We start from the raw sequence: 299 nt of genomic DNA, 5'->3' as shown, positions 1-299 counted from the left end.
ACAGCATGGACAAGAAACAGAACACGGCGTTGGTAGGCGTGCCTTCCTTGGCGGTCATGGGCGTCTGCACGGCGTGATAGGCGCGATGCATCAGCGAGTTGCCATCGATGACAGCTATTTTCTTCGACATGGGAATCCCTTCCATGGGTGAATCGCGGTAACTGAAGATGATTTCTACACCACCCCGGGGATCCATTGTTCTTTGTGCGGGAGATCACCACGGACCCGGCCGCTCTCAAAACGCCGCGGTCTCGCGGCACCCCAAAGCGGGCCTAGCCACGCCTTCGTCCCTTCCTGCC

The 299-nt window shown here is 58.9% G+C and carries 1 protein-coding gene; it reads right to left on the bottom strand.

Features of this window, described 5'->3' with window-relative positions; genetic code table 11:
- On the bottom strand, positions 1-130 hold a 130-nt coding region (locus PZH32_RS14320), incomplete at its 3' end, for a hypothetical protein (protein ID WP_428994054.1).
- Between the last annotated feature and the right edge of the window lie 169 nt (positions 131-299).

Origin of the sequence: Adlercreutzia equolifaciens, from assembly GCF_029076695.1 — a bacterium.
Lineage (GTDB): Bacteria > Actinomycetota > Coriobacteriia > Coriobacteriales > Eggerthellaceae > Adlercreutzia > Adlercreutzia equolifaciens_A.
This window is presented reverse-complemented; position numbering and strand designations above follow the sequence as displayed.